A 22,558-nucleotide genomic window follows, 5' to 3' on the forward strand; every position below is an offset into this window, starting at 1 on the left:
GTTGTCGTCTCCCTACGTTGCAAGCGCCGGGACTTCCACTGTGCGCTGCTGCGAGGGTTAACGAACCGACAAGGCGATGGCGCGACTTTCGTGAAGCGGTATCGGACTGCGCGCGGCGACCGCGCCGGCGCACGCCACCGGTCACAAAAAGCCACGGCCCTCGCCAGGGGAGCTAGCGAGGGCCGTGTTGGTACACCGCGCCGCGCCTAGGTTCGCGACGAGATGTGGGAGCTCGTAAAAGTCCTACTCAGGCATGATCCGTTTCCGAAAACCGGTTTCCACTCTTCGGGATCATGCCGTCAGAAGGGCAGCAGCACGTCGAGAACCTGCTGGCCGTAGCGCGGCTGTTGCACGTCGGTGATCTGGCCGCGCCCGCCATAGGCGATGCGGGCCTGCGCGATCTTCGAGGAATCGATGGTGTTGTCGCTCTGGATGTCCTCCGGGCGCACGATGCCGGCCACGATCAGCTCGCGGATTTCGAAGTTGACGCGAATCTCCTGCTTGCCTTCGACCACGAGGTTGCCGTTCGGCAGCACCTGGGTGACGACCGCGGCGACGTTGGTCTGCAACGCTTCCTGGCGGTTCACCGAGCCCTTGCCGTCGCTGGAGGCCGTGGAGTCGGCGGTCAGGATGCGGCCGGGCAGGATCTTGTTCGGCTGCGTGATGGTCTGCGAGCCCAGGAAGTTGGTGACGCCCGAATCCTCGGAGTTGGTACGGCTGCGCTGGGTTTCGTTGGCGATCGCGGCCTTGTCAGTGAAGTTCACCGTGATGGTCAGGATGTCGCCGACGCGCGCGGCGCGCTGGTCCTTGAAGAAGGCGCGGGAGCCGCTGCGCCACAGCGAGTTCGGACTGTAGGAGGCGACCTCGGGCTTCGGCATCGGCATCTGCACCGGCTTGTAGCCGGGCTGGGTGGTCGGATTGTCAATCGACGACAGCTTCGGCTGCTCGCCGATCTGGGAGAGACGATCGATCGACGAGCAACCGCTGGCGATCGTTCCGAGCGCGAGCAGCGCACCGGTCAGGACGAGGCGGTTGATGCGGTACTGGGACATGAACTTTACTCGGCGTTTGGTGCGACTGAACTCAGCTTGACGGAAGCGGAATTGGATTCGGTGGCGTCGGCGGTCGGCGCCGGGCGCGGGGTCGCGACCGAGATCGAGACCTCGCCGCGGCCGGTGACGACGCCGGAAACGGCGCGCTTGGACTGCAGATTCATCACGCTGACGGTGTCGCCCTCGGCGCCGCCATCCATCGCCTTGCCGCGGATCGTCAGGTAGAGGCCGGCAGTGCGATAGATCAGCGTGACATTCTGGTCGCGGGTGACGAGATCGGGCTTCGCGAGGTCGGCGACGCGCAGCGCCTGGCCGGGGCGGAGCTGGCGGCGGACCTGCATGCCGACGGCGCTGTCGCGCACCGCCGCGTCGTTGCCGATTTCGGCTTTCGGACGGCGTTCGACGATCACGTCGGAGGCCTTCAACACGTCGCCGCGCTCGACATTGCGCGTCAGCACGGCGGCCTCGATAGTTTCGATCGCGGTTCCGGTGAAGCGCAGCTTCGACGGCGCGGCGCCGGCGTCGTTGCCGATCTCGAAGGTCAGGTCGAAACGCGTCGAGCGCGGGTCGTAGCGCACGGCGATCGGCTGCATCGCGCCGGTATTGGTGGCCTCGAGGCGGATGTCGCCGGGATCGCGGTCGAAGGTCAGCGCGATGTTGCCGGCCCTGCCGAGCCCGTGGCGGCCCTCCAGCGCGCGCGACACCTGCTGCTCGATCTCCTTGCTGTCGATGGTGCGCGCCAGCCGGGTGACGGTGATCTCCTTCAGCTCGCGGGTATCGACGCCGATCACCTGGTGCGAGCGCAACACGTTGAGCACCTGCGCGACCGGCAGCTTGCCTGTCGTGCCGAGGTCCGGCGCGCGGTAGACCGCGACGCTGCCGGCGCTGCCGGCGTTGTCGATGAGGTCGCCGACCCGCACGATGTCGTCGGCGACCGTGGTGCTGGCGCGCAGCGTCGGCACCGCGATCGTCTCGCGACGGCTTTGGGCGGCGGACGGCGCCACGGTGACGGCGAGGAGCGCGGCTGCGATCAGGAGTGAGCGGGCGATCATCGACATCATCCTCAGCGGAACAGGTTGGAGGTCGACTGCATCATCTGGTCGGCGGCGGAAACCACCTTCGAGTTCATCTCATAGGCGCGCTGTGCGGCGATCAGGTCGGAGATTTCCGAGACCACCTCGACATTGGCCTGTTCGAGGTTGCTCTGCTGCATGTCGCCATAGCCGTCGGTGTTGGCGGTGCCGTCCTGCGGCTGGCCGGAGGCCGGCGTTTCCTGGAACAGATTGTCGCCGATCGGCATCAGGCCGGCCTTGTTGATGAATCGGGTCAGGCCGATCTGGCCGATGTTGGTCGATGCGGTCTGGCCCGGCAGCGTCACCGAGACCTGGCCTTGCGCATTGATGGTGAGGCCGGATGCGTTCTGCGGGATCGTGATCGTCGGCTGCAGCAAATTGCCCTGCGCGTTGACGATGCGGCCCTGATTGTCCATCTGGAACGAGCCGTCGCGGGTGTAGGTGAAGGTGCCGTCCGGCATCAGGATCTTGAAGAAGCCTTCACCGCGGATCGCGATGTCGAGATCGTTGCCGGTCGGCGACAGCGTGCCCTGGGTCATCATGCGCGGCGTGCCGACGGTCTTGACGCCGCCGCCGAGGTCGATGCCCATCGGTATGATGGTGTTCTGATCGGAGGCCTGCGCGCCGACCCGGCGCACATGATCGTAGATCAGGTCCTGGAACGCGGCGCGCTGCTTCTTGTAGCCGGTGGTGCGCAGGTTCGCGATGTTGTTGGAGATCACCTGAACGCTGAGTTCCTGTGCCGCCATTCCGGTCGCAGCTGTATAAAGTGCGCGCATCGGTCAATCCCCCCGATCAGTTCGGCACGTCGGCGAGTTTCTCGATCGCCGATTTGTGCAGGTCGCTCTGCTGCTGCAGCAGCGAGGCGATTTGGGTGTAGGTCCGCGTGATCTCGATCATGCGGCTCATCTCGACGACGGAATTGACGTTCGACTTCTCGATGAAGCCCTGGCGGATCTGGGCCTTGGTGTCCGGCAGAGCCTGCGTGCCTTCGCCCGGCGCGTAGAGGTTGGAGCCTTCCTTCAGCAGGCGCTGGGCCTGCGCGAACGAGACGAGGCGCAGCTTGCCGCGGATCGAGTCGAGACGGGAGGTGCCCTCGAGCACGGTGATGTTGCCGTCGGCGGCGATCGAGACGTCGTGGTCGGTCTGCTGGAAGGTGATCGGGCCGGCGGTGCCGAGCACCTGGTAGCCCGAAGCGGTGACCAACTGGCCGCGATTGTTGATCTGCAGGCTGCCTTCGCGGGTGTAGCGCTCGCCGCCCGGCGTCTGCACCACCAGGAAGGCATTGCCGTCAATCGCGACGTCGAGCGGGTTCTTGGTCTCTTCGGTCGGGCCCTGCGCGAAATCGTGGAAGGTCGCGCGGTCCTGCACGAAGGAGACGCGGCGGTCGGAGGAGGCGAAATTGTCCTCATGCGCGTTCGAGGACAGATATTCCTGGAACAGCGACCGGTCGGCCTTGTAGCCGTTGGTGTTCATGTTCGCGATGTTGTTGGAGACGACATCCATCTGCCGTTCCAGCACCATCTGCTTCGATAGGCCGACCAGAAGCGTATTCTGCATCGGTGGTTCTCCCCTGTGAGGCGATCCGAATGCAGGTTCTCCCAAACCTTCACGCCGGACCCGTCGGTAACCATTGGGTTCTCCCAAACCCTGAGGTTACGCCGTCCTTTCAGCGAAAGCCGTGCCAACTTGGAATGGCGTGTTATTTGAACGGCTTAGGTGTTTGGCCGTGGCGCGCAAGGGGCGGCAGAAAGGTCTTGTTGACCATGTTTGCCCGGCAGTTTTTTCCTAGTGGATGGTAAATCCTAAGCTTCCGTTAACCATTATGACCCCAGTGTTGCCGGCATTGGGGCGCGTGTGCGCCGGCGGCATTTGTATCGCGTCTTCAGGCCAAGGCTGGGGCAAATCGCGTTCGCATCCTTCAGAGTGAAGCGAGCGGACGATGGCGGACGAGGAAAAGACGGACAGCGGCGAGGGCGCGGCCGCACCGAAGAAGGGCAAGCTCAAGCTGATCATTGCCGTCGTCGGCTTCCTCGTCGTGCTCGGCGCGGGCGCCGGCGGCTGGTTCTTCTTCATGCGCGGCCACGGCGAGGAGCAGCACGCCGAAGCGCCGCCGCCGAAGCCGCCGAGCTTCGTCGACGTGCCGGACATGCTGGTCAACCTGGTCGGCGCGCCCGGCGAGCGCGTGCAATATCTCAAGCTGAAGCTCGTGCTCGAGGTCAAGGAAGAGAAGCAGGTCGAGGCGATCAAGCCGGCGCTGCCGCGCGTTACCGACCTGTTCCAGACCTACATGCGCGAGCTGCGCCCGAGCGACCTCAACGGCTCGGCCGGCCTGTTCCGCCTCAAGGAAGAACTGACCAAACGCGTCAACCTCGCGCTGGCACCCAACCAGGTCAACGCGGTGCTGTTCAAGGAAGTCGTGATCCAGTGACGGGGTGGATGTAAGCCATGGCCGGCAACGACCAGATGGACCAGGACGCCATTGCGGCGCAGTGGGAAGCCTCGCTCGATTCCGAGGATCCCGCGGCGGCCGCGGCGGAAGCCGCCAAGAACGAGCTCACCGAGAACATGGCGCTGCAATGGGCCGCCATGGTCGAGGACGGCAGCCGCGACTTCGGCAGCAAGAGCACCAATGGCGAGCGCGTGCTGTCGCAGGAGGAGATCGACAATCTCCTCGGCTTCACGGTCGGCGACGTTAGCCTCGACGACCATTCCGGCATCCGCGCCATCATCGATTCCGCGATGGTGTCCTACGAGCGTCTGCCGATGCTCGAAATCGTGTTCGACCGCCTGGTGCGGTTGATGACGACCAGCTTGCGCAATTTCACCTCCGACAACGTCGAGGTCTCGCTCGACCGCATCACCTCGGTGCGCTTCGGCGACTACATGAACTCGATCCCGCTGCCGGCGGTGCTCTCGGTGTTCAAGGCGGAGGAGTGGGAGAACTTCGGGCTCGCTACCGTCGATTCCAGCCTGATCTATTCGATGATCGACGTGCTGCTCGGCGGCCGCCGCGGCCAGACCCAGCTGCGCATCGAGGGCCGGCCCTACACCACGATCGAGACCAACCTCGTCAAGCGCCTGGTCGAGGTGGTGCTGTCGGATGCCGAGCAGGCGTTCCGGCCGCTGTCGCCGGTGACCTTCACGATCGACCGGCTCGAGACCAACCCGCGCTTTGCCGCGATCAGCCGCCCGGCCAATGCCGCGATCCTGGTGCGTCTGCGCATCGACATGGAAGACCGCGGCGGCAATGTCGAATTGCTGCTGCCCTACGCCACCATCGAACCGATCCGCAACGTGCTGTTGCAGATGTTCATGGGCGAAAAATTCGGTCGCGACCCGATCTGGGAAGGCCATTTCGCCACCGAAGTGGCGCAGGCCGAGATCTCGGTCGACGCGGTGCTCTATGAAGCGGACATTCCGCTGAAGGAGCTGATGAAGCTCAAGGTCGGAGACACCCTTCCGCTGGATATCCGCTCCGACGCGCTGGTCTCGGTGCGCTGCGGCAACGTCACCCTGACGGAAGGGCGCATGGGCCGGGTCGGCGACCGTGTCGCGATCCGCGTCACCAAGAATTTGCGTAAACCCCAAACCACCTTCGCGATGTTCGAGAAGGCGGACGAGCGGACCAAGATGATGGAGGCACCATGAGTCATGTGCTTGGACTAGCAATCGAGAGTCTGGTAGCCGTGCTGCTGATGCTGACGATCGGCTATTGCTGGCTGCTCAACAGGCGGCTGCAGCGGCTGAAGGCCGACGAACATTCGCTGAAGGCGACGATCGCCGAACTGATCACCGCGACCGAGATCGCCGAGCGGGCGATCGGCGGGTTGAAGCACGCGGTGCGCGACGTCAACGAGAACCTCGGCAATCAGCTCGATGCGGCGACGCAGATGTCGGCGCTGCTGAAGAACCAGCTGGCGGAGGGTGACCACGTGGTGCGTCGCCTGTCCAAGATCGCGATGGCCGCGCGGCCGTCCGAGCCCGCGCAGGCACCGGCGCAAGCAGCCGCGCCAGTGGCGCCGGCGCCCAGGGTCTCGGCCGCGCACGCGGTTGCCGCGGCGGCTGAAGCCTTCACCGAGCGCAGGAGGGCCGGCGGTCTCGCTGCATGAAGTTGCTTCGTGACATCAGAGTGATGCCCGTGGTGCTGGTCGCGATCTTCGGCCTGATGGTGCTGAAGGTCGCCGGCCTCGTGCTCGATGGCGGTTACGTGTTCGCCGACGATACGCCGCCGGCCGGCCCGGCTGGCCCATCTTGGGCGCAACAGAATTTCAACTTCCCCGGCGCCGGCAAGGCGGTGGTTGACAGCAAGATCAAGGCCGATCCCGGCGACATCACGGGATCGGTCGAGCACAAGGACGCCAAGAAGGACGAGGCGCCGAAGCCGGCCGCACCGGCCGCGGAGCCGTCCAAGCCCGATGGCGTCGTCGTCAACCTGGATGCGCCGCCGCAAGTGTCGGCATCCGAGCGCGCGATCCTGGAGCGGCTGCAGGCGCGCCGCCAGGAGCTCGAGACGCGTGCGCGCGAGGTCGAGATCCGCGAAAGCCTGCTGAAGGCCGCCGAGAAGCGCATCGAGGCCAAGGTCGAGGAGGCCAAGGCCAATGATGCCAAGACGAATGCCGATGCCGCGGCAAAGGCGGAAGCCGATGCCGCGCGCTTCAAGGGCATCGTCACCATGTACGAGAACATGAAGCCGAAGGACGCCGCGAAGGTGTTCGATCGCCTGGAAATGAATGTGCTCTACCAGATCGCCTCGCAGATTCAGCCGCGCAAGATGTCCGACATCCTCGGCCTGATGCAGCCGGAAGCCGCCGAACGGCTCACGGTCGAACTCGCCCGCCGTGCCGGCGGCGACAAGTCGGCCTCGACCGACGATCTTCCCAAGATCGAAGGCAAGATGCTCACGCCGAAGACGAATTGATGGGAGCTATCGGAAAGTCCGCCAATTGGCGGTGGCCTGGTCAGCCGTAAGCCAGATCCGACTTAACACCGGGTTGCCTGCATCGCATCCATATCATCGCGACGAGGGTCGCGCACATGAACGGACCGACGGGCACGAGCGCGACCGGGTAGGTAAACCCCGCCAGGACAAGCACGCCGAACCCGATCCGTAGTTCGGAGCGATTCGAGAGAAGCGCGCCATGTTCGGCCATGGGCGCGTTCATGAGAAAGATGATCGCGAGAGCCAGTAGCGCCGTATCGTAGATCGCGAAGTAGGGAGAGACGAGCAGGGTCGCGACGAGCAGGCACGCGGCCTTGACGGCGAAGCTGACGTTGCGGCGCCATATGATCAGCGTCCACGTCGCGGCTGCCGCAGCGACCGCGACGTGCAGTGCCATGGCCGATCCATAGCCAAAACCGGCAAACCGAAGCACGCCGTAGACGCTCTGCAGTTTGTACCAAGCCAGCGTGCCGGTGAGATGGAACTGCGTCGTTGCGAAGACGGCGGCCTCACGGAACCCCTCAAAAGTGTTCCAGCCGAAGGTAAGCCCGGTAAGCAGCAAGAGCACCGGTGTCACCAAACTGGCTGTGATGAAGACGGTCCAGCGTCCAGTAGCTATCAAAACGAGGGGAAGCAGGACGCCATATTGCGGCTTGAAGATCAGCAGCGCGATCAGGAAGCCGCTGACGATCGGACGCCGGTCCAGCGTCAGCAGAATCGCGCCGAGCAGCGATGCCGCCAGCAAGGAGCTTTGGCCGACGATGAAATCGTACAGGACGGCCGGCACGCCGAATGCCAGCAGCAGTACGGCGAAGCGCGGCCGGATCGCGGAAACAACGAGCGCCCAGCACAGCAGCTTTGCGGTGCTCCAGATCCAGAACGCGGTCGGAAACGGCAATAGTGCCAGCAGTGCCGCCGCAAAGAGAAAAAACGGCGGGTAGAAAAACGGTATCGGTACTTCGTAAACGGGGAACGGAGCGTCGTTCAAGCTGGGATGTATTTGAATGATCGCTTGCCGCAACCGCGGCCAATCGTAGGCGGTGGCGGCATGGCCATCGAGGGCCATTTTCCCCGCGCTCCAAAAGCACGAAAAGTCGAGCCCGGTCGCGCCGGTACCGTCAACGACTTTCGGTAACACGCAGTACAGCGTAAAGCCCAACACGATGAGGCAGGCAATGGCCAATGCACGGTCGTATCCGCTGCGCTCCGCACGGGCGCGCACCATTCCAAATCCGTTCATGAAACTGCCAGAAACTAAGAATTGCTTGAAATGCAAACGGTTGTATACCGCAACTGGCGGTGGCGCAAGCGAGTGGCCGATCTCCCTGCGGCGTTGGGTTAATCGCTGGAAGTTCCGCGGATGCCCGGTGGATCGAGGTTAATCCTCTCGTGCAAAGGCCGAAGCCGGCGCCGTAGCGCCATGTGCCGGCTGGCAGACGCGGATGTTCGCCGCCTCCGATGGTGTGGGCTCGACGAGGTCTCCGCGAAGCCAAACGCCTATCGACGCCGAGAAGTGTACGCCGGTTATGGTAGCCTTAAACGGTAGCGTTAAGTTGCAACCGATTTGTCATTCTGGAATTGAAGTCGCTATGTCTCAAGGTGGTGTTTTGGGAATTGCCAATGCTGAAAGACATGCCATGGCTCACCGCGCCGCGCGCCCGATTATACGTGAGTGGCATCGCAATTGTGCTGGTGCTGACCCTTGCGAGGTCGCTTTTGCTGTTTTACCGCGATGGCGGCTATGGCGCGAATAACTTTCTGCTCGGCTCGGACTTTTTGACCTTCTGGGCCGCGTCGCTCCAGGTGTTGGCCGGGCATCCCGCCGAGGTTTATGTGCCCGAATTGCATCTGCTCGCGGAAGCTCCATACCTGCGAGAGGGCTACGAGGCGTTCTTCTATCCGCCGACGATGCTGCTTTTGTGCGTGCCGCTCGCGCTCGCGCCGTATTTCGCCTCGCTGTTCGTGTTCATTGGTATGACGGCGGCGTCGTTCGCCGCGGTGATCTGGCGTATCTTGCGAACGCCTTGGTGCCTGGTCGCGATCCTTGCCTATGCGCCGGTCTATCTTAATGCCGTGGCGGGGCAGAACGCCTTTCTGACGGCATCGATCCTTGGGTGCGGTCTCAACATCATGGACCGGAGGCCGAAGCTCGCGGGCGCGATCCTCGGGCTGATGGTGATCAAGCCGCATTTGGCGCTGGCCGTGCCGATCGCCCTGATCGTCACAGGTCGCTGGCGCACGCTGATCTGGGCAGGCCTGTCGTCGATTTCGCTCGTCGTGCTGTCCGCGCTGCTGTTCGGCCTCGATACATGGCTCAACTTCCTCGACGTCTCTCACTCGGCCCGTCAGGCTCTGGAGAACGGCGACGTCGAGTTTTCATTGCTGCAGAGCGCGTACGCGACAGCGCGCCTGCTCGGCGCCGGCGTCAACACGGCCTTTATCATTCACGGCCTCGTGGCGCTGGGCATGACGTGTGTGCTGGTCTGGATGTTGCGTCAAAAGATCAGTGCTGCGACTGAACGCTCGATCATCGTGCTCACCTGCCTTCTGATTACGCCGTTCTGCCTGTTCTACGACATGCTCATCATGGCGCTGCCGCTGGCCTGGATGCTCCGCGAGTGGTTGAAGGTCGGCTTTCCGGCCTGGTCGAAAATGGTGCTTGGCGTGACGTTTCTCGCGCCGATGGTCTTCTACCTACCTGTCCTCTATCAGCTGTCGGTCGTGAAGCCGCTGCCTTTTGGTTCTCCGGTGATCATCCTGTTCTGCTGGTTGCTGGTCCGGGAGAGCATGCAGACGCGGCAAGCGGCGCATGGCGAACGAGAGGTCGCGACGGTCTGAGTTCGGAGCACCTCACGCGGACCTCCGTAACATCGCGGGGAGTGTCCAGCGCTGGGCTGCTGGGCTTTGATCCGGCGGAGCATCCACCGCCGCGATAAATCAGTCGCGTTGCCATTGGCGCGGGAGCAAGGGCGAAGAACAACGCTGGCGGCGCCAAGGCCATTGCAACCGAGCCATCGCGGACATTGCCAAAGTGCTTGATGCGGGTCTAGCATTGGCGTGAGGAAGGCCAGCGTGACTTCGCTGTTTTGGAGCCTTCCGCGATTGCGATCGCATGGACCGCCGCTTGAGTTGATTGATTGAATGCTCTTGTGCCGGGCGCGAAGCTGCGCCCGATCAGAAATTGAATTTTTCATCACCAAGAAATTTCGAGGAAACCGATATGCGTAGCCTGTTCATGATGCTTGTCGTCATCGCCACCACCAATCTGGCATGGGCCCAATCCGAACTCGTCAAGCGGGGCGATTACCTTGTCAACGGCATTCTGGCTTGCGGCAATTGCCACACGCCCAAGGGACCGAACGGCGATGTTTTGGAGAAGGCGTTCTCGGGCGGGGGATACTGGGACGAGCCGCCGTTCACAGTGCATGCCGCCAACATCACGCAAGACAAGGAAACAGGCATCGGAAGCTGGAGCGACGCCGATATCAAGAAACTGCTGCGGACCGGGCAAACCCCAAAGGGCGTGCATACCGCGATGATCATGCCGACCAGCTTCTATCACATCCTAACGGAAAATGATCTCGACGCGGTCGTCGCATATTTGCGTACGATCACGCCGGTCCACAACAAGGTGCCCGATCCGATCTACAAGGTGCCTCAAGTCGAGAACGTTCCGCCGGGCGGCGAGAACCCATTCGCCGAACCGATGATGAGCGACAAGGTGCAGAAGGGATTCTATCTCGTCACGATCGCGCATTGCATGGCGTGCCATACGCCGATTGGACCGAGGGGACGAGAATACAAGAGCAGTCTTGGCGGGGGTGGCGTCAAATTCTCCGGGCCGTGGGGCATCTCGGTTTCACGCAACATCACGCAGAACAAGACCAATGGGATCGGCGCATGGAGTGACGACGAGATCAAGCGTGCGATCACCGACGGTGTCAGCCGCGACGGCAGCCGTCTCGGTCGACCGATGGGATACCACTACTACGCCCGGATCAGTTCAGATGACCTCGATGCCATCGTGGCGTATTTGCGCACGGTACCCGGCAGCGCGGAGTAAGGCTCGTTGCAAGGCCAATTCCTGTCCGGTCACAGCCGCGCAACGGGCCCCTGGCTGACTCCAATTCTGCGAGGATAGCGCGCGCCGCTATCTGCGCAGCTAGGCGGCGCTCGGAACAAGCTTCAGCTTCAAACCGAGCGCTTTTGTCGCCTTGTTCAGGGTTTCAATAGTCGGATTGCCGCCGGGCCGGAATGACTTGTAGATCACTTCGCGGCTCAAGCCAGTTTCGCGCGAAAACTGCGATACGCCGCGAGCTCTGGCGATGTCGCCGATAGCTGTCGCGATGAACGAGGGATCGTCCTCTTCCAGCGCCGCTTCGAGATAGGCGATCTGCTGCTCTAGCGTCTTCAGATGATCCTTGATGTCGAACTTGGTGGTCTTGAGCGGCATCTCAAATCTCCTTCACCATCTTCTGGGCCGCCTTGACGTCCTTGCTTTGGGTTCGCTTGTCGCCACCGCAGAGCAGGAGCACGATGGTTTTGCCTCGACGCGTGAAATATACCCGGTAGCCGGGGCCGTAATCGATCCGCATCTCGCTCACGCCTTCGCCCACCGATTTCACATCGCCTGGATTTCCGAGTTCGAGACGCCGGATGCGTGCGCCGATCCGGGCGACCGCTTTTATGTCGGCTAGCGAGTTGAGCCAGTGCGCAAAAGCGTCGGTCTGAACGACCTGGATCATGTGTATTATCATACACAACGCGGTCGATTTGTCAACTATAGTACACAGTCATTCCGTGGCAGGGGCCGGTCCGAAACAATCCGTTGACGTTAACAGCTCCTTAACGCCGCCCGATCCAAGATCGGGAAGCGTGGGCGAGGGCGCTTCGCGCTTGGTATGGCTGGGGTCCCGAGAAAACGTTTCGAGATGGCGCGAACGGCTGCCGCTGGAACATGGTCGCTAGGCCGCGCCTGGGCGCGGACCGCGCGTCTGTGCCTGCTTGCCACCGCCCTTGCGCTTACAACCCTTACCTATCCGACTGCGGCGCGGGCCGAAGACGCGGTGCCAGGTGAGGCGACATTCTCTGCCGCGAACGGCTATGCCCGGCTGGTGCTGAAGCTGAAGGAGGATGTCGAGTCGGAGGTCACGACCGCCGGCTCGATCATCGTGATCCGCTTCAAACGTCCGGTCGATATCCCCGTCGAGAAACTGCAGGATGCGGTGCCCGATTATGTCGGCGCCGCGCGCCGCGATCCCGACGGCTCGGCGATCCGTCTGTCGCTGGCGCGCCGCGTCTCCATCAACACCATGACCGCCGGCGAGCGCATCTTCATCGACTTCCTGCCCGACAGCTGGACCGGCCCGCCGCCGTCGCTGCCGCAGGAGGTGATCCGCGAGCTTGCCGAGCGCGCCCGCGCCGCCGAGCGCCTGCTGCGCATGCAGCGTGCCGCCGACGCCGCCAAGAAGAAGCCGCCGGTGCGGGTTCGCGCGCTGGTGCAACCCACCTTCGTCCGTTTCGTGTTCGAGGTGCCCGACGGGGTCAGTGTCTCCTCGGTGCTGAACGAGCAGAAGTTGACACTGTCCTTCAACTCGGTCCTGACCTTCGACCTTGCCGATGCCAAGGTCGCCGCCCCACCGAATGTCGCGTCGATCAGCGCGCGCGCCGACACGGACACGTCGGCAGTCGACGTGTCGCTGATGGGCGATGTCGACGTGCATTCGTTCCGCGACGAGAAGAACTACATCGTCGACGTCGCCTTCCAGCAGAACGAGCAGCAGGCGGCAAAGCCCTCGCTGAGCTCATTGTTGCCGACGCCGCGCGCCAAACCAAAAGGCGCCGCGGCGATCGCGCCGGTGACGTCGGAAAGCATCGCCCAGCAGGCCAAGATCGAGATCAAGCCTGAACAGTCCAAAACCGAACCGCCGAAGTCCGAGCCTGCCAAGTCCGAACCGCTGCGCTCCGAGCCGCTCAAGCCGGAGCAAGCCACGAGCGAGCAACCGGCGGCCGCGCCCGCCAAAACGGAGCAGCCCCGATCGGAACCGTCCGATCCCGAACTGCCGAAAATCGCGGCGGCACCTGCGGCCAACGCCGAGAACGCTGCTGCGCCGACCCCGCCGCACGACGGTGGTGCCGGCTCTGCGGCGGAACAGAACACGGCGCCCCTGACAGACGCACCACGGCCGGTGCCTGCTGTCGCCGCCGCGCCGGCGATGGAAGCGCCGGAGGCGGCTGCGGCGCCATCGCCGCCCGCTGCGGAGGCCCGTGCCGGCGGCAAGCCCGCGGTCGAGGCCCAGCGCGACAGCGACGGCCTGCGCGTGACGTTCTCATTCCCCGGCGCGACGCCGGCGGCGCTGTTCCGCCGCGCCGACACGGTTTGGATGGTGTTCGACACGGCTGAGGCAATCGACGTCGATCCGGTCCGCGCCAAGGCCGGCTCGCTGATATCAGATGTCAGCCGGATCGCGCTGGAGAAAGGCCAGGCGGTGCGCTTCCGCCTCAACCGGCCGCAGATGCCGTCGCTCGAAAGCGACGACCGCTCGCGCGGCGTGAGCTGGACGCTGACCTTTGCCGACCGCGTGCAGAAGCCGCCATTGCCGCTCACCGTGGTGCGCAACATCTCGGAGCCCTCGCTCGCCAATGTCAGCGTACCGCTCGCCAATCCCGGCCAGCTGCACAGACTGGTCGATCCCGACGCCGGCGATACGCTCTGGGTGGTGACCGCGCCGCCGCCGACCCGCGGCATCATCAAGCGGCAGGATTTCGTCGAGCTCTCGCTGCTGGAATCGATCCACGGCGTCGTGGTTCATCCGAACGCGGACGACGTCAAGGCCGAGGTCGGCGCCGACAAGGTGATGCTGGGCCGGCCGGGCGGCCTGACGCTGTCATCGGCCGACGTCGCCGCCGAGCGCGCGACCGCGGCGGTGAAGCCGTTGTTCGATCCGGACGAGTGGCGCAAGAACCAGTCAGACACGTTCCTCAAGCAGCTCGACGGCCTGATTGCGGCGACCGCGTCGGCCAATGCCGAGCAGCTGCCGCAGGCGCGGCTCGATCTCGCCGACTTCTACATGGCGCGCGGCATGTACCAGGAAGCCCATGGTGTCGCCAATCTGATCCTGTCCGAGAGCAAGCGCGGCAGCGAGACGGCGTCGGTGGTGATGGTGCACGCGGTCGCCAGCATCCTGATCGGCCACCCGGCGCAGGGCCTCAAGGATCTCGCCAATCCCGTGATCGGCAACGGCTACGATTCCCAATTGTGGAAGGGGCTCGCCTTCGCCCGCGAGGGCAAATGGGCCGAGGCGCGCGAGAAGTTCAAAAACGCCGAATTCGCGGTGGCGACGCTGCCGCCCGATTTGCAGCGCATCGTCACCATGGACTCGATGAAGGCCTCGCTCGAGGTCAAGGACTATGCCGGCGCCGCGCGGCGCAAGAGCGATCTCGACGTAGTCGGCGTTCCCGGCGAACTGAAGCCCGCGGTTGCGGTGCTGCGCGGCCGGCTGGCCGAGGCGCTCGGCCAGGAGAAGGATGCGCTCGACGCCTATCGCTTCGCCGCCAATTCGGCCGATCGCCAGGCTGCCGCCGAAGGCAGGTTGCTGGAGACGCTGCTCAAGCAGAAGCGCGGCGAGATCGGCCGCGACGATGTGCTGAAGGAGCTCGAGCTGCTGTCGATGCTGTGGCGCGGCGACAATATCGAGCTGAAGACGCTGTATGTGCTGTCGAAGATCTACGCCGAGACGGCGCGCTATGCCGACGCCTTCGCGGTGACGCGTGCGGCGACCCGGCTGCAGCCGAATGCGCCGGAATCGCGCCAGGCGCAGGATGGCGCCTCGGCCTTGTTCGTGCAGCTCTACCTCGGCCCCAGGGGCGACGAGATGTCGCCGATCGATGCGCTCGGCACCTTCTACGAATATCGCGAACTGACGCCGATCGGCCGCCGCGGCGACGAGATGATCCGCCGTCTCGCCGACCGCCTGGTCGGCGTCGATCTGCTCGACCAGGCCGCCGACCTCCTGCAATACCAGGTCGACAAGCGGCTTGAAGGCGCGGCCCGCGCCCAGGTCGCGGCGCGCCTTGCGATGATCTATCTGATGAACCGCAAGCCCGACCGCGCCATTGCCGCGCTGCGCTCGACGCGGATCGCGGATCTCTCCGGCGAGCTGCGCCAGCAGCGGCTGCTGCTCGAGGCGCGCGCGCAGAGCGACGTTGGCCGGCACGATCTCGCGCTCGACATCATCTCGAACATCACCGGCCGCGAGGCAATCCGGCTGCGCTCCGACATCTATTGGGCGTCGCGGCGCTGGCGCGAGGCGTCCGAGCAGATCGAGCTCTATTATGGCGACCGCTGGCGCGACTTCACCCCGCTCAATCCGGGCGAGAAGGCCGATATCATCCGCGCCGTGGTCGGCTACGCGCTTGCCGAGGACGCCATCGGGCTGTCCCGGTTCCGCGAGAAATACGCGCCGCTGATGTCCGGCGATGCCGACAAGCTCGCCTTCGACTCGGCCAGCAAGCCGGTGGCGACGTCCAGCGCCGAATTCGCCCAGATCGCGCGAATGGCAGCCAGCGTCGACACGCTCGACGGCTTCATCCGCGAGATGAAGACCCGCTTCCCCGACGCCACCGCCCGCGCGCCATTGCCCGATCCGGTCGCGACCGGATCGGTGACTGACAAGCCAAAGGTCGCGCCGGTGAGCGCGCTGCCGGCGATCAAGGGCGAGCGCCGCGCCAGCGCGGCGCCGTAGCCGCGCTGGGTCTCACGGCCCGGCAGACACCCACGCGGTCGAAATGATCCCGGTGGCGTCGAGCGCGATCCGCCAATGCGAGGCGCCGTTGGCGTGCCGCACACTGTAGACATCCTCGCCCTGCGCGCCGACGCCGAGGAAGCGGGTGGCTTCGATCGCGCCGAGGTCGGCGAGGAAAGGCTGCAGGTGTGGCAATTGCTCGCGGGTCGCCGCGGCGAGCGCAGGGGTCATGTCCGCATAGTCGGGCTGTCCCGATGCGACCCCCTCGATCAGGCGGCGGACCGCAGCCTCGGTTCCTGGAGCCGGCGACTGTTTCTTCACACGCTCTGCGGTGCGATCCGCAATCTGTTTCGCACTTGCAGCGTCAATGCGCGGCATCGGCTTGTCGCCATTTTGATGCAGGATCAGTGACGTCGCCTGACCGTCAGCCGCGATGACAAAGCTGATCTGCGCGTCGACCTCCCTGGCGAAAAACTCGGTCTGGCTCTCCGCAAAGAACGGTACGGCACGCTGCCCGGTGAGCTGTACAGCCAAGTGGTGATCCTCGCGCATCACACTGAGGACGGCCTGCTCGCTGAACTGGTAGAAGCCGGCATAGCGGTCGAGCACCGCCACAGCGACTGCGATCTCTTGCCGCATGACGTCCGGCGGCGATTGCTGAGCGGAAGGCAGCACATCGGCGGATCCGCCGGCGGCCCGTATCCGTGCCGCCAGCGTGTTCCAGTCGCGCTGGCCGAATAGTTTGGCGATCACTTCCAGGCTGTCGCTGTGGGTGAGGGGGATCGATTTGGCGCCGAGCGCTTCGCGCAGCGTCTGAGCCATGGCCTTGGCATCACGAAAGTCGCGCATGGGATCAACCTTTGCATCGACGAACGGAAAGCGTCAGGGGCTTGCGTTGCTGACCCGTTCGTGCGGGCAAAGGAAGCCTGAAGCATGGCTTGATACCTTCACCGTCCCCGGGCGGGGTGCAAGCGGCGGGTGGTATCGACCCTGCCAAATGTTCGCCGGGTACGAGTATTTTGTCAATTGCAACTGGTTGTGATCGCACGCGATGCTCTCGACATCGTGCCGTCAAATCGGCAACCATGGCGTCCGTTGCACAGCGCCGGGAGGACGTCGTTACATGAGCAAGCCGATCAAGACCGAAGCCGAACTGATCGCGATGGCGCGGGCCGAGTTGAAGGCCCATGCCGACTGCCCCGACAGCATCGACATCTCCGTGCTGCGCGACGGCGACAGCTGGGAGTTTCGCGCAAGCGCCGATGACGCCACGGTGGCGAGGCCCGGCTATCCCGAATGCGTCGCGATGCTGGTGCAGATCGGCGACCATCTCAGCAAGCAGTATGATGTGGAGGCCGACTAAGGCCTGCATCGACGAATGCCTGTGGCCGCTTGCCCCGAGAGCGGCGCCAGGCAGCCACGCCTATGTTGACGCCATGGGCCAACCGGCGACATTCCCGATCTCGATCATTCGACCGAATCCATGGTATCGCTAAGGGCTCGTTGAACCCATGCATTCCCGACCAATGCTTTCAGTCTTGAGCAGCAGAATAGCAATGGTCCTCCTCGCTTTGGCATGTTCGCTGGCGATCTCGGCCGATCACGCCTTTGGCGATGACGAACAGGCCTGGGTGGCATTGAAGCGAGGCGGCATGGTTGTCCTGCTGCGCCATACCCACGTCGATATGCGAGAAGGGATCGGGCACCTCGCGCCCGGAAACTGCTCCGAGGAAGTAAACCTTTCCGCCCGCGGCATTGAGCAAGCCAAGCGGATCGGCGAAGCGTTCCGTGCCCACGGGATTGCGGTCGGAGAGGTCCTGACCAGCCCGTATTGCCGTTGCATCGACACTGGGAAGCTTGCATTCGGTCGCGCGACGCCTGTCCAATATCTGATGCCTCCAGGTGTGTTGTCCGAAAGCCAGGCGAATTCGGATCAGGAGCGGGACTTGCAAGACATCCTTGAGTATCGGTCTTCCGCAAACCTGGTGATGATTACCCACGATCTCAACATCTCAAACATCGTTCTTGAACCATCGATCGCCATGGGAGATTTCTTTGTACTTCGGCCCAATGGGACGAATTTCGATGTCATCGGCAAGATACAGTTCGGCGACAAGTGAGAGATCGACGTCAATGTCGTCCAAGGTGTCTCCAGCGAAGGAGCCGTCATGGACCGCATCGACGCCATGAAAGTTTTCGTTGCGGCGGTCGACGAGGGCAGCCTCGCCGGTGCCGGCCGGAAACTGCGGCGCTCGCCGGCGGCGGTCAGCCGGGCGATCGCTTTCCTTGAGCACTATGTCGGCGCCGAGCTGCTACATCGCACGACGCGCTCGCTGAAGCTGAGCGATGCCGGCCAGCGCTATGCGGCCGCATGCCGTCGTATCCTCAGCGAGCTCGAGGAAGCCGACATCTCGGCGGGTGGCGAGCGGTCGGTGCCGCGCGGCACGCTGACCGTCACCGCGCCCGTCGTGGTCGGCGAGGATTTGCTGCGGCCGGTGCTCGATGCCTTCATGACGGACTATCCGGCGGTGTCGGTGCGGCTCGTGATGCTCGATCGCACCGTCAATCTGATCGACGAGGGGATCGACGTCGCGCTGCGCATCGCCCATCTCGCCGATTCCAGTTTCATCGCGATCAAGCTCGGCGAGGTGCGCCGCGTGGTGGCGGCATCGCCGGGCTATCTCGCGCAGCATCCGCTGATCGCCGAGCCGGCTGATCTGGCGAAGCACCAGATCATCGCCATGACGCATTTCGGGCTCGACTCCTGGAGCTTCCCGCCGGCCGCGAAGTCGAAGATCGCGCGCGCGGTCCAGTTCACGCCGCGGCTGGTCGTCAACACGGTGCGCGCGGCGGTGGCCTCCGCCAGCGAAGGACACGGCGTCACCCGGCTGTTCTCGTATCACATCGCCGACGAAATCCGTGACGGGCGGTTGCAGATCCTGCTCCCCGGCGACGAGCATCCGCCGCTGCCGGTGCATCTTTTGGCGCCGCAGGGCCGCGTCGACGTGCCCAAGGTGCGCGCCTTCGTCGATTTCGCGACGCCGCGGCTGAAACGCTATTTCGAGCGGCTGTCGCGCGAGGCCAGCAGGGCCGGCGCCATTCGTTCGCGCCGCGGAAGAGTGTCTGCCGAATAGCGGGCATTCGCGCGGAAAGCGGATGTATCTAGCTTGCTCTCCATCGAAGCGGCGCTGGGTCGCTTCAGCAACAGATGGAGAGAGATCATGGGTGCAGAGCAGAAGGTTGCCATTGTCACCGGTGCGTCGCAGGGCCTCGGCGCGGCCATCGTCAAGGGCTATCGCGACCGCAACTGGCGCGTCGTCGCCAATTCCCGCAGCATCAAGCCGTCGACCGACAGCGACGTTCTGACCGTCACAGGCGACATCGGCGATCCCGAAGTCGCCGACCGCATCGTCAAGCAGGCGCTCGGGCGCTTCGGCCGCATCGACACGCTGGTCAACAATGCCGGCATCTTCCTGGCCAAGCCGTTCACCGACTACACCGACCAGGACTACGCGCAGGTGCTCGCGACCAATCTCAACGGCTTCTTCTACATCACCCGCCGCGCCGCCAGGGAGATGGAGAAGCAGGGATCCGGGCACATCGTGCAGATCACGACCAGCCTGGTCGATCACGCCAACAGCAACGTTCCCTCGGTGCTGGCCTCGCTGACCAAGGGCGGCCTGAACGCCGCCACCAAGTCGCTCGCCATCGAATATGCCGCCAAGGGCATCCGCGTGAACGCGGTGGCGCCCGGTGTGATCAAGACCCCGATGCACGCGCCGGCGACGCACGACTTCCTCGCCAAGCTGCATCCGGTCGGACGAATGGGTGAAGCCAAGGACATCGTTGACGCCGTGCTGTTCCTGGAAGGCGCGGGCTTCGTCACCGGCGAGATCCTGCATGTCGACGGCGGCCAGAGCGCCGGTCATTAACGAGCACGATCCGGAGAGTGCCATGCCTATCGTCACCATCCAGGTCACGCGTGAGGGGACGGCGCCGGGGGCGTCGTCTACCACGCCGGAGCAGAAGGCGGCATTGATCAAGGGCGCCAGCGAACTGCTGCGCGACGTGCTTGGCAAGCCCATGGAGTCGACGTTCGTCGTCATCGAGGAAGTCGATACCGATAATTGGGGCTGGGGCGGGCTGCCCGCGCTGGACTATCGCAAGAAGCTCGCTGCCGCTGCGGCGTCCAAATCTTCCCGCTGAAGGCTTTCGCCAAACCGAATGTGCACCTCTCCCGATCGGGAGAGGTGAGCCGTGATCGCTGCGAGCGATTGCTGCGATCGCAACTAATCATTTTTCATGAACGGCCGGAGGGCCTACTGCGATGTCCATGTCAGCCAATGTCGATCATCACAGGCGCCATCATCACGCCGCGCCGGATCGCGATGCGGGCGGGCCGCTGTGGCTGTCCGCGGCCGCGGGGCTGTGCGCCTCGCTGGTCGGGCTCGGACTGGCGCGCTTCGCCTACACACCGCTGATCCCGGCTTTGATCGCCGCAAAGTGGTTCACGCCGGCGGAAGCGGTCTATCTCGGTGCGGCCAACCTTGCCGGCTATCTCGCCGGCGCGCTGCTCGCCCGCGATCTCGGCGCGCGCATCGGCTCGGTGTGGGCGCTGCGCGGCATGATGGTGCTGGCCGCGATCACCTGCTTTGCCTGCGCGGTGCCGATCTCCTTCATCTGGTTCTTCGGTTTTCGCTTTCTCGCCGGCGTCAGCGGCGGCGTGATCATGGTGCTGGCGGCAACGGCGATCCTGCCGCATACCGCACCCAGCAAGCGCGGCCTGATCGGCGGCGTGATCTTTGCCGGTGTTGGCCTCGGCGTCGCCGCGTCCGGCACGCTGGTGCCGCTGTTGCTGCAGCAGGGCGTCAAGCAGGCCTGGTACGGTCTTGGCGTGCTGTCGGCGGTGCTGACACTGGTCAGCTGGAAGGCGTGGCCTGCCGAAGCTCCCGCCGCACGTGGCGTGGTCGAGCAGCCCGTCGCGTCGCATGGCCTGCGCTCGCCGCTGGTGATCGCGCTGTGCCTGGAATACGGCCTCAACGCGCTGGCGCTGGTGCCGCACATGGTGTTCCTGGTCGATTTCGTCGCCCGCGGGCTTGGGCAGGGGATCGCGGCGGGATCGCATTACTGGGTGCTGTACGGCATTGGCGCCGTGGTCGGACCGTTGCTCACGGGACACCTCGCCGATCGCGCCGGCTTCGCCGCGGCGCTCCGCGCGGCGTTCCTGATCGAGGCGGTTGTGGTGGCGCTGCCGGCCGTGACGACATCGCCTGCCGCGCTGATCGTGTCGAGCCTGATCGTCGGCGGCTTCACGCCCGGCATCGTGCCGCTGGTGATCGGCCGCATCCACGAGCTGATCCCGCATTCCGCGGCGAGCCAGCGTTCAGCCTGGGCGCAGGCCACCACGACCTTCGCGCTGTTCCAGGCGGCGGGGGCGTACGGCCTGTCCTGGCTGTTCGCGCGCAGCGGCGGCGACTATGCGCTGCTGTTCGTGATCGGCGCGGCCGGAGTGGCCGTCGCGTTAGCGATCGAACTGTTCGGCGTCGTCGGACTGCGGCACAAGTCCAGCTAACCGCGCAGCGCTTTGGTCAAGACAGCGACGAGGCGATCGACATCGGCCTCGTCGTTGAAAACGTGCGGCGAGATCCGCATCCGGCCGAGCCGCAGCGCGACATGGATGTTCTCGGCGGCGAGCCGCGCGATCAATTCTTTCGGGATGCCGCCCGCCATGCCGAGGCTCAGGATGTGCGGCGCACGTAGGTCGCGCGCCAGCATATCGAGCTTGAGATCACGCACGCCGCCCGCGATCCGCTCGTTGAGCATCGCGAGCCGCGTGCTGACGGCAGCGGCGCCCCATTCCGCCATCATCTCCATGCCGATCGAGGCCATCTCCAGCGTGATGAAATGATCGCGCTCGCCCATGTCGTAACGCGTGGCGTTGCCGACATAGGCGAGATCGCCGAAATAGACCGGATTCTCGGAGTTGACGTTGCGGCGGCCGCTGGAGGTCTGCTCCAGCGGCACGCCGTTCTGGTGGCGTTTTGCAATGTAGAGGAAGGCGCGCCCGTAGGGCCCGATCAGCCATTTGTAGGTCGGAAACATCACGGCGTCGGGGTCGAGCCTCGTCACGTCCATCGCCACGACACCCGCACTCTGCGTGGCGTCGATGACGAACATTGCGCCGTGCCGCCGCAGCGCGGCCTGCACCTTGTCGACGTCGATCATGCCGCCGTCCGACCAGTGCACCGAGGAGATCGAGGCGAGGCCGACCGGCGGCGCGCCTGACCGCTCGATCGTTGCCAGCACTGCCGATGTCCAGTCGCCGTCGGCGGGCTGGCGTACGGTGTCGACGACGAACCCCTGCGCCTCGGCGCGGGCGTGCCATTCGAGGACCGGCGAGGAATGGTCGTTCTCCAGCACGATGACGCGTGAGCCGCGCGGAATGCTCAGCGCCTTCGCCACCGTCGCGACGCCGTAGCTGATCGCGGGGATCAGCGCGACATCGTCGGGCGCGGCCTTGATCAGGCGGGCCGCCGCGCTACGGGCGCGCTCATGCTGCCGGTCGGCGAAGCCGGGATCGATCGTCCAGGGCTGGCCTTTGCGTCCGACCGCTGTGCGGCCGGCCTCGAGCGTCTTCAGCGGCAGCGGGCTGTAGGACGCCGAATTCAGGTAGCAGACCTCGCGTGGAATCTCGAACAGATGGCGCTGGGAGGGAAGCATGTCGTCTCGTTTGCTGGAATTTGCGGA

At 64.6% G+C, this 22,558-nt stretch carries 22 protein-coding genes; 13 read left to right on the plus strand and 9 right to left on the minus strand.

The annotated features are described in order from the left end of the window. Window positions 1–299: 299 nt before the first annotated feature. From flgH to flgF, 4 genes are read right to left on the minus strand one after another with little or no spacing between them, the layout of a single operon-like run. Window positions 300–1,052: a flagellar basal body L-ring protein FlgH gene (flgH, locus tag ACVWZM_RS34860; protein WP_028337175.1), complete on the minus strand. Its 753-nt coding sequence runs from the start codon at window positions 1,050–1,052 to the stop codon at window positions 300–302. A gap of 5 nt (window positions 1,053–1,057) precedes the next feature. Continuing rightward, complete coding sequence (gene flgA, locus ACVWZM_RS34865) at window positions 1,058–2,113, minus strand: flagellar basal body P-ring formation chaperone FlgA (RefSeq protein ID WP_456855735.1); 1,056 nt, start codon at window positions 2,111–2,113, stop codon at window positions 1,058–1,060. Between the two features lie 2 nt (window positions 2,114–2,115). Then, window positions 2,116–2,904, minus strand: a complete 789-nt coding sequence (gene flgG / locus ACVWZM_RS34870) for a flagellar basal-body rod protein FlgG (protein WP_076825657.1) — start codon at window positions 2,902–2,904, stop codon at window positions 2,116–2,118. Window positions 2,905–2,920: 16 nt separating this feature from the next. Beyond that, window positions 2,921–3,685 (minus strand): flagellar basal-body rod protein FlgF, encoded by a 765-nt coding sequence (flgF, locus tag ACVWZM_RS34875; protein WP_057018627.1) that lies wholly within the window; start codon window positions 3,683–3,685, stop codon window positions 2,921–2,923. Window positions 3,686–4,067: 382 nt separating this feature from the next. Here flgF and fliL point away from each other — a divergent pair, with 382 nt between their 5' ends. Genes fliL through ACVWZM_RS34895 form a run of 4 tightly spaced genes read left to right on the plus strand, consistent with a single transcriptional unit; the run spans window position 4,068 to window position 7,046 of the window. Then, window positions 4,068–4,556 carry a flagellar basal body-associated protein FliL gene (fliL, locus tag ACVWZM_RS34880; protein ID WP_057018626.1) on the plus strand — a complete coding sequence of 163 codons (489 nt, stop codon included), beginning with the start codon at window positions 4,068–4,070 and terminating at the stop codon, window positions 4,554–4,556. Between the two features lie 17 nt (window positions 4,557–4,573). After that, entirely contained in the window at window positions 4,574–5,776 is a 1,203-nt protein-coding gene (fliM, locus tag ACVWZM_RS34885) for a flagellar motor switch protein FliM (protein ID WP_057018625.1), read from the plus strand. Continuing rightward, window positions 5,773–6,237 carry a DUF6468 domain-containing protein gene (locus ACVWZM_RS34890; RefSeq protein ID WP_076825655.1) on the plus strand — a complete coding sequence of 155 codons (465 nt, stop codon included), beginning with the start codon at window positions 5,773–5,775 and terminating at the stop codon, window positions 6,235–6,237. Before fliM ends, ACVWZM_RS34890 begins: the two co-directional genes overlap by 4 nt. After that, window positions 6,234–7,046: a MotE family protein gene (locus tag ACVWZM_RS34895; RefSeq protein WP_057018623.1), complete on the plus strand. Its 813-nt coding sequence runs from the start codon at window positions 6,234–6,236 to the stop codon at window positions 7,044–7,046. The genes ACVWZM_RS34890 and ACVWZM_RS34895 overlap by 4 nt, the downstream gene beginning before the upstream one ends. A gap of 40 nt (window positions 7,047–7,086) precedes the next feature. Here the strand turns inward: ACVWZM_RS34895 and ACVWZM_RS34900 are convergent, their stop codons facing one another. Then, window positions 7,087–8,307: a glycosyltransferase family 87 protein gene (locus ACVWZM_RS34900; protein ID WP_456855736.1), complete on the minus strand. Its 1,221-nt coding sequence runs from the start codon at window positions 8,305–8,307 to the stop codon at window positions 7,087–7,089. Between the two features lie 380 nt (window positions 8,308–8,687). On the opposite strand from ACVWZM_RS34900, the gene ACVWZM_RS34905 reads away from it, so the two are divergent. Then, a complete protein-coding gene (locus ACVWZM_RS34905) occupies window positions 8,688–9,905 on the plus strand; it encodes a glycosyltransferase family 87 protein (protein ID WP_253589863.1) in 1,218 nt (405 codons plus the stop codon). Between the two features lie 382 nt (window positions 9,906–10,287). Further along, a complete protein-coding gene (locus tag ACVWZM_RS34910; RefSeq protein WP_076825650.1) occupies window positions 10,288–11,130 on the plus strand; it encodes a c-type cytochrome in 843 nt (280 codons plus the stop codon). A gap of 99 nt (window positions 11,131–11,229) precedes the next feature. Here ACVWZM_RS34910 and ACVWZM_RS34915 read toward each other — a convergent pair whose 3' ends face one another. Both ACVWZM_RS34915 and ACVWZM_RS34920 read right to left on the minus strand, forming a co-directional pair. Then, the gene (locus ACVWZM_RS34915; protein WP_028339801.1) at window positions 11,230–11,520 is read right to left on the minus strand and encodes an addiction module antidote protein; all 291 of its coding nucleotides are present in this window, start codon (window positions 11,518–11,520) and stop codon (window positions 11,230–11,232) included. Window position 11,521: 1 nt separating this feature from the next. Beyond that, window positions 11,522–11,812 (minus strand): type II toxin-antitoxin system RelE/ParE family toxin, encoded by a 291-nt coding sequence (locus tag ACVWZM_RS34920; protein ID WP_253589865.1) that lies wholly within the window; start codon window positions 11,810–11,812, stop codon window positions 11,522–11,524. Between the two features lie 186 nt (window positions 11,813–11,998). Here ACVWZM_RS34920 and ACVWZM_RS34925 point away from each other — a divergent pair, with 186 nt between their 5' ends. After that, a complete protein-coding gene (locus tag ACVWZM_RS34925) occupies window positions 11,999–15,811 on the plus strand; it encodes a tetratricopeptide repeat protein (protein WP_456855737.1) in 3,813 nt (1,270 codons plus the stop codon). 12 nt (window positions 15,812–15,823) lie between these two features. On the opposite strand, the gene ACVWZM_RS34930 is transcribed toward ACVWZM_RS34925, so the two are convergent. Continuing rightward, window positions 15,824–16,660 (minus strand): glyoxalase superfamily protein, encoded by an 837-nt coding sequence (locus ACVWZM_RS34930; RefSeq protein WP_253589867.1) that lies wholly within the window; start codon window positions 16,658–16,660, stop codon window positions 15,824–15,826. Window positions 16,661–16,934: 274 nt separating this feature from the next. Here ACVWZM_RS34930 and ACVWZM_RS34935 point away from each other — a divergent pair, with 274 nt between their 5' ends. The 6 genes from ACVWZM_RS34935 to ACVWZM_RS34960 all read left to right on the plus strand — a co-directional run bounded on the left by ACVWZM_RS34935 (window position 16,935) and on the right by ACVWZM_RS34960 (window position 21,383). Then, window positions 16,935–17,174, plus strand: a complete 240-nt coding sequence (locus tag ACVWZM_RS34935) for a hypothetical protein (protein ID WP_076825642.1) — start codon at window positions 16,935–16,937, stop codon at window positions 17,172–17,174. 193 nt (window positions 17,175–17,367) lie between these two features. Then, a complete protein-coding gene (locus ACVWZM_RS34940) occupies window positions 17,368–17,931 on the plus strand; it encodes a histidine phosphatase family protein (protein ID WP_456855738.1) in 564 nt (187 codons plus the stop codon). Window positions 17,932–17,979: 48 nt separating this feature from the next. Beyond that, window positions 17,980–18,945, plus strand: coding sequence for a LysR family transcriptional regulator (locus tag ACVWZM_RS34945; protein ID WP_456855739.1), 966 nt, complete (start codon window positions 17,980–17,982; stop codon window positions 18,943–18,945). A gap of 87 nt (window positions 18,946–19,032) precedes the next feature. Further along, a complete protein-coding gene (locus tag ACVWZM_RS34950) occupies window positions 19,033–19,743 on the plus strand; it encodes an SDR family NAD(P)-dependent oxidoreductase (protein WP_456855740.1) in 711 nt (236 codons plus the stop codon). Window positions 19,744–19,765: 22 nt separating this feature from the next. After that, window positions 19,766–20,017, plus strand: a complete 252-nt coding sequence (locus ACVWZM_RS34955) for a tautomerase family protein (protein ID WP_028337158.1) — start codon at window positions 19,766–19,768, stop codon at window positions 20,015–20,017. Window positions 20,018–20,138: 121 nt separating this feature from the next. After that, a complete protein-coding gene (locus tag ACVWZM_RS34960; protein WP_244558690.1) occupies window positions 20,139–21,383 on the plus strand; it encodes a YbfB/YjiJ family MFS transporter in 1,245 nt (414 codons plus the stop codon). Here the strand turns inward: ACVWZM_RS34960 and ACVWZM_RS34965 are convergent. After that, window positions 21,380–22,531 carry an aminotransferase class V-fold PLP-dependent enzyme gene (locus tag ACVWZM_RS34965; RefSeq protein WP_456855741.1) on the minus strand — a complete coding sequence of 384 codons (1,152 nt, stop codon included), beginning with the start codon at window positions 22,529–22,531 and terminating at the stop codon, window positions 21,380–21,382. The two genes, ACVWZM_RS34960 and ACVWZM_RS34965, sit on opposite strands and share 4 nt — an antisense overlap. Window positions 22,532–22,558 lie beyond the last annotated feature (27 nt).

The sequence above is a fragment of the Bradyrhizobium sp. USDA 4501 genome, from assembly GCF_054062115.1.

Bases quoted from the DNA above. Each gene is read 5' to 3' on its own strand.
- ACVWZM_RS34905 (WP_253589863.1), top strand. From the start codon at position 8,688: ATGCTGAAAGACATGCCATGGCTCACCGCGCCGCGCGCCCGATTATAC.
- ACVWZM_RS34940 (WP_456855738.1), top strand. From the start codon at position 17,368: ATGGTCCTCCTCGCTTTGGCATGTTCGCTGGCGATCTCGGCCGATCAC.
- fliL (WP_057018626.1), top strand. From the start codon at position 4,068: ATGGCGGACGAGGAAAAGACGGACAGCGGCGAGGGCGCGGCCGCACCG.
- ACVWZM_RS34935 (WP_076825642.1), top strand. From the start codon at position 16,935: ATGAGCAAGCCGATCAAGACCGAAGCCGAACTGATCGCGATGGCGCGG.
- ACVWZM_RS34950 (WP_456855740.1), top strand. From the start codon at position 19,033: ATGGGTGCAGAGCAGAAGGTTGCCATTGTCACCGGTGCGTCGCAGGGC.
- ACVWZM_RS34895 (WP_057018623.1), top strand. From the start codon at position 6,234: ATGAAGTTGCTTCGTGACATCAGAGTGATGCCCGTGGTGCTGGTCGCG.
- ACVWZM_RS34900 (WP_456855736.1), bottom strand. From the start codon at position 8,307: ATGAACGGATTTGGAATGGTGCGCGCCCGTGCGGAGCGCAGCGGATAC.
- flgF (WP_057018627.1), bottom strand. From the start codon at position 3,685: ATGCAGAATACGCTTCTGGTCGGCCTATCGAAGCAGATGGTGCTGGAA.
- flgA (WP_456855735.1), bottom strand. From the start codon at position 2,113: ATGATGTCGATGATCGCCCGCTCACTCCTGATCGCAGCCGCGCTCCTC.
- ACVWZM_RS34920 (WP_253589865.1), bottom strand. From the start codon at position 11,812: ATGATCCAGGTCGTTCAGACCGACGCTTTTGCGCACTGGCTCAACTCG.
- flgG (WP_076825657.1), bottom strand. From the start codon at position 2,904: ATGCGCGCACTTTATACAGCTGCGACCGGAATGGCGGCACAGGAACTC.
- fliM (WP_057018625.1), top strand. From the start codon at position 4,574: ATGGCCGGCAACGACCAGATGGACCAGGACGCCATTGCGGCGCAGTGG.
- ACVWZM_RS34965 (WP_456855741.1), bottom strand. From the start codon at position 22,531: ATGCTTCCCTCCCAGCGCCATCTGTTCGAGATTCCACGCGAGGTCTGC.
- ACVWZM_RS34915 (WP_028339801.1), bottom strand. From the start codon at position 11,520: ATGCCGCTCAAGACCACCAAGTTCGACATCAAGGATCATCTGAAGACG.
- ACVWZM_RS34925 (WP_456855737.1), top strand. From the start codon at position 11,999: ATGGCGCGAACGGCTGCCGCTGGAACATGGTCGCTAGGCCGCGCCTGG.
- ACVWZM_RS34930 (WP_253589867.1), bottom strand. From the start codon at position 16,660: ATGCGCGACTTTCGTGATGCCAAGGCCATGGCTCAGACGCTGCGCGAA.
- flgH (WP_028337175.1), bottom strand. From the start codon at position 1,052: ATGTCCCAGTACCGCATCAACCGCCTCGTCCTGACCGGTGCGCTGCTC.
- ACVWZM_RS34955 (WP_028337158.1), top strand. From the start codon at position 19,766: ATGCCTATCGTCACCATCCAGGTCACGCGTGAGGGGACGGCGCCGGGG.
- ACVWZM_RS34945 (WP_456855739.1), top strand. From the start codon at position 17,980: ATGGACCGCATCGACGCCATGAAAGTTTTCGTTGCGGCGGTCGACGAG.
- ACVWZM_RS34890 (WP_076825655.1), top strand. From the start codon at position 5,773: ATGAGTCATGTGCTTGGACTAGCAATCGAGAGTCTGGTAGCCGTGCTG.
- ACVWZM_RS34910 (WP_076825650.1), top strand. From the start codon at position 10,288: ATGCGTAGCCTGTTCATGATGCTTGTCGTCATCGCCACCACCAATCTG.
- ACVWZM_RS34960 (WP_244558690.1), top strand. From the start codon at position 20,139: ATGTCCATGTCAGCCAATGTCGATCATCACAGGCGCCATCATCACGCC.